Origin of the sequence: Roseomonas chloroacetimidivorans, from assembly GCF_049629625.1 — a bacterium.
Classification (GTDB): Bacteria; Pseudomonadota; Alphaproteobacteria; order Acetobacterales; family Acetobacteraceae; genus Roseomonas; species Roseomonas chloroacetimidivorans.
The window spans coordinates 36242-45931 of sequence record NZ_JBNBZS010000040.1 but is presented as its reverse complement, the minus strand read 5'-3'; the positions used below and the strand labels follow the sequence as shown (position 1 = coordinate 45931).

12 protein-coding genes are annotated in these 9690 nt (G+C 71.8%); all 12 read left to right on the top strand.

The window, feature by feature from the left end; genetic code table 11:
* The first annotated feature begins 70 nt into the window (after positions 1-70).
* From ACO1BU_RS23900 to virB11, 12 genes are read left to right on the top strand one after another with little or no spacing between them, the layout of a single operon-like run.
* Entirely contained in the window at positions 71-367 is a 297-nt protein-coding gene (locus ACO1BU_RS23900; protein ID WP_424138480.1) for a TrbC/VirB2 family protein, read from the top strand.
* Between the two features lie 13 nt (positions 368-380).
* A complete protein-coding gene (locus tag ACO1BU_RS23895) occupies positions 381-722 on the top strand; it encodes a type IV secretion system protein VirB3 (RefSeq protein WP_424138479.1) in 342 nt (113 codons plus the stop codon).
* Positions 715-3132 (top strand): VirB4 family type IV secretion/conjugal transfer ATPase, encoded by a 2418-nt coding sequence (locus ACO1BU_RS23890; protein ID WP_424138478.1) that lies wholly within the window; start codon positions 715-717, stop codon positions 3130-3132. The genes ACO1BU_RS23895 and ACO1BU_RS23890 overlap by 8 nt, the downstream gene beginning before the upstream one ends.
* Entirely contained in the window at positions 3132-3857 is a 726-nt protein-coding gene (locus ACO1BU_RS23885) for a type IV secretion system protein (RefSeq protein ID WP_424138477.1), read from the top strand. The genes ACO1BU_RS23890 and ACO1BU_RS23885 overlap by 1 nt, the downstream gene beginning before the upstream one ends.
* Positions 3857-4288 carry an EexN family lipoprotein gene (locus ACO1BU_RS23880; protein ID WP_424138476.1) on the top strand — a complete coding sequence of 144 codons (432 nt, stop codon included), beginning with the start codon at positions 3857-3859 and terminating at the stop codon, positions 4286-4288. The genes ACO1BU_RS23885 and ACO1BU_RS23880 overlap by 1 nt, the downstream gene beginning before the upstream one ends.
* Entirely contained in the window at positions 4278-5267 is a 990-nt protein-coding gene (locus tag ACO1BU_RS23875) for a type IV secretion system protein (protein ID WP_424138475.1), read from the top strand. The genes ACO1BU_RS23880 and ACO1BU_RS23875 overlap by 11 nt, the downstream gene beginning before the upstream one ends.
* Before the next feature lie 43 nt (positions 5268-5310).
* The gene (locus tag ACO1BU_RS23870; protein ID WP_424138474.1) at positions 5311-5481 is read left to right on the top strand and encodes a hypothetical protein; all 171 of its coding nucleotides are present in this window, start codon (positions 5311-5313) and stop codon (positions 5479-5481) included.
* Positions 5478-6278, top strand: a complete 801-nt coding sequence (locus tag ACO1BU_RS23865) for a VirB8/TrbF family protein (protein ID WP_424138473.1) — start codon at positions 5478-5480, stop codon at positions 6276-6278. Before ACO1BU_RS23870 ends, ACO1BU_RS23865 begins: the two co-directional genes overlap by 4 nt.
* Positions 6275-7312, top strand: a complete 1038-nt coding sequence (locus tag ACO1BU_RS23860) for a TrbG/VirB9 family P-type conjugative transfer protein (RefSeq protein WP_424138472.1) — start codon at positions 6275-6277, stop codon at positions 7310-7312. The genes ACO1BU_RS23865 and ACO1BU_RS23860 overlap by 4 nt, the downstream gene beginning before the upstream one ends.
* The gene (locus ACO1BU_RS23855) at positions 7309-8469 is read left to right on the top strand and encodes a TraB/TrbI/VirB10 family type IV secretion system protein (RefSeq protein WP_424138471.1); all 1161 of its coding nucleotides are present in this window, start codon (positions 7309-7311) and stop codon (positions 8467-8469) included. The genes ACO1BU_RS23860 and ACO1BU_RS23855 overlap by 4 nt, the downstream gene beginning before the upstream one ends.
* Entirely contained in the window at positions 8466-8639 is a 174-nt protein-coding gene (locus ACO1BU_RS23850; RefSeq protein WP_424138470.1) for a hypothetical protein, read from the top strand. The genes ACO1BU_RS23855 and ACO1BU_RS23850 overlap by 4 nt, the downstream gene beginning before the upstream one ends.
* Positions 8636-9676, top strand: a complete 1041-nt coding sequence (gene virB11, locus ACO1BU_RS23845; RefSeq protein WP_424138469.1) for a P-type DNA transfer ATPase VirB11 — start codon at positions 8636-8638, stop codon at positions 9674-9676. Before ACO1BU_RS23850 ends, virB11 begins: the two co-directional genes overlap by 4 nt.
* Positions 9677-9690: the final 14 nt, after the last annotated feature.

Sequence of the window (9690 nt, the reverse complement as noted above, 5' to 3'; positions counted from 1 at the left end):
CTCGTGAGGCTCCCGCGGCGTCGGGGGGCGCCGAGCGGGCCACCGCCACCGAGCCCCCGAGGACCGCAGAATGACCCTTTCCCCGAACGCGCGGAACGTCGCCCTCTTCGCCGCCGTGGCCTGTGCCACGCTGATCCTGCCCGACCTGGCGAACGCGCAGGTGGGCGGCAGCGGCTCCGGCGTCGTCAACAGCTTGACGCAGTGGTTCATGACCAACGTGGCCCGTGGCCTCGTCATGATGGGCATCATCGCGGTCGCGATCGGCCTGTTCGTCATGCGCTTCTCGGTCGGCGTGATCGCCTCCGTGGTGGCCGGTGGCCTGATCCTGGCCAATGCCGACACCATCGCCGGCTACTTCGGCTTCTGAGGAGCTGCGCGGCGTGGAACCCCTGACCGAGGATCCCCTGCACGTTGCGGCGACGCGCCCGGCCATGATGTGGGGCCTGCCGCTTCCGCTGGCCCTCGCCCTCTTCGTGATCGGGGCCGAGGTGCAGGTGGTGTTCAAGGGCCTGACCGGCGTGGCCTGGGCGCTCGCCCTGGTCGCCCCGGTCTGGGTTGCCGCCCGGTTCCTCGTCGCCCGCGACTACAACGCGGTTGGCGTCGCGGTGCTCTGGCTCAACACCAGCGCCCGCGCCCTCGACAGCGCCGATTGGGGCGGCGCCTCCGTCGCCCCCCTGCCCGTGGGAGGCGCGCGGGGGCCGCGCGGCATGCGCCATGCGTAACCCCTTCCTGTCCGCCTCCGGGTGGAGCGAGCGCGGCGCCGACGACTACGTGCCCTACGTCGGTCACGTCCGGGACGACGCGGTGCTGCGGACGGACGGCTCCGTGATGGGGATGCTGCGCCTAGTGGGTGCCCCCTTCGCGCTGGAGGAGCACGCCCGGCGCAACAGCCGGCACCGCTTCCGCAACGCGGTCCTCCGCAACATCGCCGACGACACCCTGACGGTCGTGGAGACGATGGTGCGGCACGACGGCGTGGCGCCACTGCCGACCGGCGCCTACCGCTCCGCCTTCGCTGCCGATCTCGAGAACGCCTACCGCCGCGAAGTGCTGGCTGGGCGGGAGCGGGTCAACGAGTGGTTCGTCTCGGTGATTGTGACGCCCCGTGCCCCCGTGACCCGCGGCCTCAACGCCTTGCGCTCGCGCCTGGGGCGCAAGAAGGAGGCCGCCGCCACCACGGCCAGTGACGAGCTGATCCGCACCCTGGACGACCGGATGCTGGTGCTGGCCAAGGCCTACGCCGAGATGGGACCAGTGCGCCTGGGCGTACGCGAGGCCGGCGGCGTGCTGTTCTCCGAGATTGCCGAAGCCCTGCGCCTGTTCCTGACGGCGCGCTTTCTGCCGGTGCCGATGGTCAGCGGGTCCCTCGGGGGCTCGATCTACACGGACCGGGTGATCTGCGGCCGGCGTGGCTTCGAGGTCCGCAGCCCCGGCCGCCCCTCCTTCGGCACCCTCATAGGGTTCAAGGAGTACCCCGACCGCACCCGGCCGGGGATGCTCAACGACCTGCTCTCGGCCGATTGCCGGGTGGTGCTGACCAACTCCTTCCGCTTCCACTCCCGTGCTGCGGCGACCGGCAGCCTGGCCCGTAAGCAGGCGCAGATGGCCAATGCGGGTGACCGGGCGCTCAGCCAGATGGACGCGCTGCACGATGCCATGGATGACGTGGCCTCCAACCAGGCCACCATGGGATCGCACCACGTCTCCGTCGCCCTGCATTGCGACAGCCTGCCGGAGCTGGAACGCCGCACGGGCGAAGTCCGCGCCGCCCTGACCAACGCGGGTGCCAGCGTCGCCGTCGAGGACCTTGGGACGGAGGCCGCCTATTGGGCGCAGCTCCCCGGGAACGCCGCTTGGCGCACCCGTCCCGGCGATATCAGCTCGCGGAACTTCGTCGGCTTCTCGTCCCTGGACGGTTACCCGCGGGGCGGCCCGTCCCCGGAGTGGGGGGCACCCCTGCTGCGGCTGCTGACCTCGGCCAGCACCGGATTCGACCTGTCGCTGCACGTCGGCGGGCTGCCGCACATGGCCATCTTTGGCCCCTCCGGGTCGGGCAAAACGGTGTTCCTCGGCATGCTGGTGGCCGCTCTGGAGCGGGTCACGGGGCCAAGCGGGACCGTGGTGGTGTTCGACAAGGACAACGCCAACGAGATCCTCGTCCGCGCCATGGGTGGTCGTTACCTGACTCTCCGGGCTGGCGAGGACAGCGGCCTCGCGCCGCTGCGGGCACTGCCCAACACCCCTGAGGCGCGAACCTGGCTGCTGCGCTTCGTGGTGGGCCTGATCCGCGCCGATGACGGGCCGCAGCCCGATGCCATCGAGCTGCGCCGGCTGTCCAAGGCCATTGCCTTCCAGATGCGAATGCCCGCTGCCCTGCGCTCCATCGCCGGGCTCTGCGCCTGGCTGGTGGGAGAGGGCGCCAGCAGTGCGGGCAAGCGCTTGGAGCGCTGGGGCCGCGACGGCGACCTCGGCTGGGCCTTCGACGGCGAGGCCGACGCCTTCGATCCCGACGCCGGCCTGGTGGGCGTGGATTTCTCGGCGCTGATGGAGGACGAGACGGTGCGCGGCCCCGCTGCCTCCTACCTCCTGCACCGGGTCCGCTCAGTGATCGACGGCCGGCGCTTCGTGCTCGCGGCCGATGAGTTCTGGGCCTACCTGCCCGATGAGCGGTTCGCCCGCGCCTTTGAGGACTTCGCGCTGACGCTCCGCAAGGGCAACGGCGCCCTCGTCATTGCCACCCAGCAGCCGCAACAGGTGCTCCGTCACCCCATCGGCGCCACCCTGGTCAGCAACATGCCGACCAAGGTTCTCTTTCCGAACCAGTCGGCCAGCCGGTCCGCCTACTGCGACGTGGGCGACGGCTCCGAGAGTCTGCATTGCACGCCGGGCGAGTATCGCGCCGTCACCGAGGACATGGCCGCCGGGGCGCGCTCCATGCTGGTCAAGCGCGACGCCGGCTCCGTGGTTTGCCGGGTGGAGCTGCCCCCGGCCATGGCGCCGCACCTGGCGGTGCTGAGCGGCAAGGTCGGCACGGTCCGCCTGCTGCGGAAGATCCGGCGCGAGCTGGGGACCGACGAGCCGTCGGCGCTCCTGCCCGAGTTCCACCGCCGCCTGCCGGAAGCGGCAACCTGATGGAGGCGCAGACCATGAAGCGGACCCTACTGGCGGGCGTGGCCGTCGCCGCCCTGGCCCTGGCGATGCCTGGCGCGGCCAGGGCGCAGATTCCGGTGACGGATGCGCTCGCGAACGCGCAAGCGCAGATCACCAACTCCCAGCTCTACCAGCAGGTCGCGCAGGCGGTCGCGACCGTGCGCCAGCTCGAACAGCAGTACGCGCAGCTCCAAGCGACCTACAACGTGCTCGCCCACACCACCAGCGTTTCGGGCTACGCGAGCGGTCTCGGCAGGGTGGCCAACGGCTTCGGCGCGACCGAGATCGGCGGCATGATGACGGGCGCCGGCAGCATGGCCGGCACCGCTGAGCAGGTAGCCAACCTGCGCTTCTTCCAATCCTCGGGCACAGACTTCTCCGCGACCGAGCTGACGCGGCGGGCGCAGCGCCTAGGCGGTATCCAAGCCGCGGCGATGCAGGGGGTGCGTCAGTCCGAGCAGCGCATCGCCGGGCTGCGCGAGCTGATGGGCGAGATCGACGGCCAACCCGACGTGCAGGCGTCGGCCGCGCTGAACAACCGCATCCAGGCCGAGCACGCCTTGCTCTCGGCGCAGCAACAGCAGCTCGCGCAGTTGCAGATGATGGCCGCGGTACAGCAGCAGGGCGATCTTCTGCGGGCCGAGGAAGCGCAGCGGCAGAGTGCGGAACAGTGGCGGGATAGCCTGCCGCCGCTGGGGGACGAGTGATGCGCGGCGCGGTGCTCGCGCTCGCCCTGGTGGCCGCGGGCGCCGCGCCCGTCCTCGCGCAGCAGTCGCGCGAGGTCCGCGACGTGCCCTGGTACCAAGCTCGGCCGCAAGTCCTCGAAGAAACCTTGCGCCGCTGCCACCGCGACGCCCGCCTGGCTGCGACCTGGGATTGCCAGAACGCCGAAGCCGCGGGGGCTTCGCGCATGGGTCGGCCGTTGCCCAACACCCTGCCGCGCGCTGGCCAGGGCCGCCAACCGCCGCCCGTTGACAGCAGCGGTCTGCCGGAACCGGACTTCAACCCGCGCACGAACCCGCTGGGCTACTCCAACCTGCGGAACGCCTGCGCGACCCGGGGTCCTGGCAGCGATGTTCTGACACCCTATTGCTACCAGCTCGACCGCTACCGGGGCGGAGCCTCCGGTGGCCGCTGACTTCTTCCAGAAGGTGTCGATGACGTTCGATACCAACCTGATGACCGGCATTGATACGGTCATCAATAGCGGGCTTACCTTCGCGCGTCCGCAGGTGCGGGCGGCGGCCACGCTGTTCATCCTGATTTCCGGCTGGCTCGTTCTGACCGGGCGCATGGACAAGAACGTGCTGGCCGGGCGCGTGCTGCGGATCATGGCCGTCGCAGCACTCCTAACCTCGGCCGGCACCTTCAACACCTACGTCCGTGACCTGTTCTTGCAGGACATTCCTAGCACGGTCGGCGCTGCGCTGACGGGCGGCACCACCTATGCGCCGGCCGCGCAGTTCGACGCGCTGTGGAACGCGACGCAGCGCATGGCGGCCACCGTGCTCGCGGAGGCCAACGGCTACACCCAACTCGGTGAACGCCTCGCCATTCGCGCCCTCATGGCCATCTCCTTCGTCGCCCTCGTTGTCATCTTCCTCATGTGGGTAATCGCCCGCGTTGTCATGGGCATGGTGATCGCCCTCGGCCCCTTCCTGATCGGCCTCTACCTGTTCGATGCCACGCGCCCCTTCGTGGACCGCTGGGTGGGCAAGCTCGTCTCGCTGACGCTCGTGCAGTTGAGCATCGGTGTCATGCTCCAACTGCTGATGACGGGTTTTAACGGCTACGTCCGCCAGGCGCAGGCCAACCCCGGCGGCAGCATAGACGAAAAGATCGGCGCGTTGCTGCAAGTCGGCGCCTGGTATTGGTGCGGCCTGCTGCTGATCGGCGCACTGACGGGTGTGGCCTACTCCATCGGAGGCGGCCTGGCCGGCTCCTTCGCCCCGCACACGCAAGCCCTGGGCGAAGCCATCGACCGCGGCATGGCGTCGATGCAGCGCCGCTCCGACAAGAAGGCCGCCGCCGCCTCCCAGGGACGACAGGAAGCCTATCAGAGCCGCACGGCCACCGCCGCCGAGGCGACGGCCGCCAACACCGCGCCGAAGGGCTGATCCCGTGCGCGCCCCTTCCCTCCTCCGTCCCCTTGGAGCCCCGATGAAGCCCGCCCTGCTGCTGTCCCTGCTGGCTCTGGCCGCCTGTGCCGGCGTCTCCGAACCGGCGGCCTGCCGCGGCGAGGTGTTCCAGCTCAACCCGACCCGGATGCTGCCGCCGGCCAACTTTGCCGCCGCGCCCGTGGTCGCCCCGGCCGGGAGCGTCGTGCGTTGAACGCCATCTCCCCGCCCAGCCAGCCCGTGCCGTTGTCCGCCTCCCCCGCGGGCGGCCCCTCCGACGCCGAGATGGCCGCCGCCGTGGTGATCCCGCGGAGCGAGCTGAACCGCCTCTATGCCGAGACTCAGGCCCGCCAGCTCCGCGACGCCCGCCGCGCCAAGCGCATCAGCACGGGAAAGACCTGGGCCATCGTCGGCCTGCTGGGCGTGGTCGGGATGCAGGCCCTCGCCGCCCTCCAGCTCTTTCCCCTCGTCCGCGTGGTGCCGGTCGTGGCCGTGCCGCAGCCGGACGGCAGCATGGCCACCGTGGTCCACGGCGACGCCCTGCCAGCCGCGGTGCAGGAGCGCACCGTGCGCGCCACCCTGTTCCAGTATGTCCGCCTGCGCGAAGGCTGGTCCTCGGGCGAGGCGCAATATGCCTACGACGTGGTGAGCCGCATGTCGGCGCCCGCCGTCCGCACCGCTTTTCAGGAGTGGTTCAACCTCGACAAAGCCCCCGGCCCGCAAGCCGTGTGGGGCACGCGCGCGACTGTCACCGTGGAGCAGATCAGCGGCGCCCTGCTGCCGAACGACACCGCGCAGGCCGACGAGATTTATCAGCTCCGCTTCCGCCGCACCGAGCGCGCCCACGGCCGCCCGCCGGTCGTGTCCACCTGGGTCACAACGCTGCGCTACCGCGCCGGCCAGAACATCGCCTTCACCGATGGGACGACGATCAACCCGCTGGGCGTGCTCGTGACCGAATACCGCCCGCCCGAGCGCGAGGGCGTGCCGACCCTGGGAGAGGCGCGATGATTCGCACCCGTTCCGCCCTGCGGCTGCTGCTGGCCGCCTCCGTCGCCCTGCCGCTGGCCTGGGGCGCCCCGGCCGCCGCGGGCGAGGCCCCTGCCCCGGCCGGGCGCGACCCGCGGGTGCGGGTGATCGCCTACGATCCGCAGCAGGTGGTCAAGCTCTACGCCGTGCCCGGCGCCACCCTGACCATCCAGCTCGCCCCTGGCGAGACGGTGGCCGGCCTGCCGGTGTCGGATCAGACCCTCCTGGACCCGCCCGAGCCCGCCGGCCTTGGCACCGGCCCGCTAGCCATGGCCGGCGGCCCCGCCCCCTCCGAGCGGGCCGGCGCTGGCCGCGGGGCGTCCACCGACCGGAACCTGTTCACCGCCGTCCGCGGCAACTTCGTTATGCTCAAGCCCCTGCGGGATCTGGACCCGCAGCCGCTGTTCATCATCGGCCGCAGCACCGACCCCACCACCGGGCGGGAGGTGATGCGCGCCTACACCTTCGAGCTGTCCACCCGCGAGGGGCCGCTGACCGCGGAAGCCCCGAACACCTACTACCTCGTGCGCTTCACCTACCCGGCCGAGGAGCGCGCCGCCGCGGCGGCCGCAGCCGCGGCCCGGCGCCAGGCCGCCGCCGCCGCGGCCGAGACGCGCCGTCGCGAGATGACCGAGCGCCAGGCACGCGAGCGCCTGGTGCTGGCCAGCACCAACGCCGCTACGCTGGGGGTTATGAACTGGAACTATGACGGCCAGGGCGACCGCGAGCTGGCGCCGGCCGAGGTTTGGGACGATGGGCAATCCACCTTCCTGCGCTTCCCCGGCAATCGCCGCGTGCCCGCGATCTTCTCCGTCCTCGCGGACGGGCGCGAGGCGGCCGTGAACTACTCCGCCAACACCGCCGGCCTCATCACCATCCACCAGACCGGCCCGGCCCTGCGGCTGCGGGACGGCGGCCTGGTGCTTTGCATCTTCAACCGGGCGCACGATGCCACCGGGCGGAACCCCGGCACCGGCACCACCAGCCCCGACGTGGTGCGGGAGATCAGGCGATGAGCGGCGCCGTGGAAGGGGGCGCCGTCGCCTCCAACAATCCCGTCTCGCCCGTGGCCGGCGGCCGGCGCCTGCTGACGGGCCGGGAAAAGGTGATGATTGGGGTGGGCATCTTCGCGGCCTGCGGCCTGGTCGCAATGTGGCCCGCCTCCCGCCCGGCCCCGGAGCGCGAGCGCGAGCAGCCGGTCGCGGAGGCCGGGCGCTCCCTGCCCTACCGACCGATGCCCGAGCCGGCCGCCCCGCCGGCACCGACCCCGGCCGCGGCGGTCGCGGCCATGCCGATCCCGGCCACGCCGGCCGCCCTGGGGATGCCGATGCCCGGCGCGCACAGCGCCGCGGCCTTCGGCGGCGGGCGCCAGGCCCCCAACCCCACCCCGATCATGAGCTACGAGGACCGCGCCGCGCCGCAGGCCGCGCAGCCCGTGCAGGACGTGACGGGCACGCCCCGCGCCCGGCCCGGGGCGCCTGCTACAGTCCCCGGCGGCGGCTTGGCCGGCGGTGCCAACGAGCCCGACGACGCGCTCTCGTCGCGCCTGCGGCCGTCGCGGATGGCAGCGGCCCGGGCGACTGTGCTGCGGAACCCCGAACTGACGGTGCCGATGGGCACGCGCATCGCCTGCATCCCAGAAATGCCGATTGATTCCACGGTCGCCGGCTTCTTCTCCTGCATCACCCCCGTGGACGTGCGGGGTTCCACCGGGACGGTCGTGCTGATGGAGCGCGGGACGCGCATCGTGGGCGAGGTCCGATCCGGCCTGGCCCGCGGCTCGCGGCGCCTGTTCGTGGTGATGACCCAGGCCCTGACGCCCGGCGGCGTGCAGATGGAGCTGAACAGCCCCGGCGCCGACGTGATGGGACAGGCCGGGCTGGACGGCGAGGTCAATAGCCACTTCTTCGAGCGGTTCCGCGGCGCCATGCTGCTCGCCTTCCTCGACACCGGCCTGCAGGCCGCGGCCACCGTCGCCAGCAACGCCCTGAACAACGGCAGCGGACTCACCTTCAACCAGTTCCAGTCCGGCGGGCAGCGCGCCACCAGCCAGGCGCTGGAAGCCGACATCAACATCCCCTCCACCCTGCGCCGGAACCAGGGGGAGCCCATGACCGTGTTCGTCGCGAGGAACCTGGAATTCTCGGACGTGTACCGGCTCGTCAGCCGGTGAAGGACGCAGGGGTGCAGCTCGCCCTCGGCCTGGCCGCCGCGGCGCCGGTCGGGAGCGGCAATACGGCAGGGCAGACGAAACGCCTGCCCAGTGCGGTCCCGGAGGATGCGCCCACCATCCACGATCCGGCGCAGCTCTGGTTCGCCTTCGCGCGGGAGGCCGGCCGATGATGCACGCCACGGCGCAACTGGACTTCGCCCTCGCCCCCGTGGCCGGCGCCCTGGCCGATCCGCGCACCGAGGAGCTGTGCATCAACCGCCCCGGCGAGTTCTGGCTACGCCAGGGCGGGCGCTTCGAGCGGCACGCCGCCCCCGAGCTGGACTTCGACATGCTGGAAGGTGTCGCCATCCTGGCCGGCGCCCTGCGGAACCAGAACGTCGGCGCCGAGCACCCGCTGTGCTCCACCGACCTGCCGACCGGCCACCGCCTGCAAGTCGTGCTGCCGCCGGCCGTGCCGCCCGGCACGGTGTCGCTGACCTTCCGCCGGCCGAGCGATACAGTGTCCGCCCTGTCCGACCTGGCCGGGCGCTACGACACCTCCCGCTGGAACCGCTGGGACAAGCGCCGCGAGCAACGCCAGGCCGACAGCTCCGGGTTGTTGGAGCTGTTCGACGCGGGCAATGCCGTGGCCTTCTTCCGCGGCCTGGTGCGCGCCCGGCGCAACATCCTGTTCTGCGGCGCCACGGGCGGCGGCAAGACCACCCTGAGCAAGACCCTGACGTCGGAGATCCCGCGCAGCGAACGCATCCTCACGATTGAGGACGCGCTAGAGCTGGTCGTGCCGCACGGCAACTCCGTCCGCCTGCTCTACTCCAAGGGCGGGCTGACCATGGGCGGCGTCACCGCCGACGCGCTGCTGCAAGCCACGCTGCGGATGCGCCCCGACCGCGTGCTGTTGCAGGAGCTGCGCGACGACGCCGCCTGGGTCTATCTGAACGAGGTGATGACCGGGCACCCCGGCAGTCTCACCACCATCCACGGCGCCGACGCGCCGCAGGCCATGCGCCGGCTGTTCAATCTGGTGAAGGGCACGCCGCAGGGCGCCACCTACGGCGACGACACCCTGGCCGCGATGATCGGCAGCGCCGTGGACGCCATCGTACCCCTGCACAACGACGCCGGCACCTACTCCATTCGCGAGGTCTGGTTCGCGGACGATGCTGCCCGCCGTGGCGAGGCCGCCGCCGCTCTGCTGCGCGCCGCCTGACCCCCTCCCCGCTT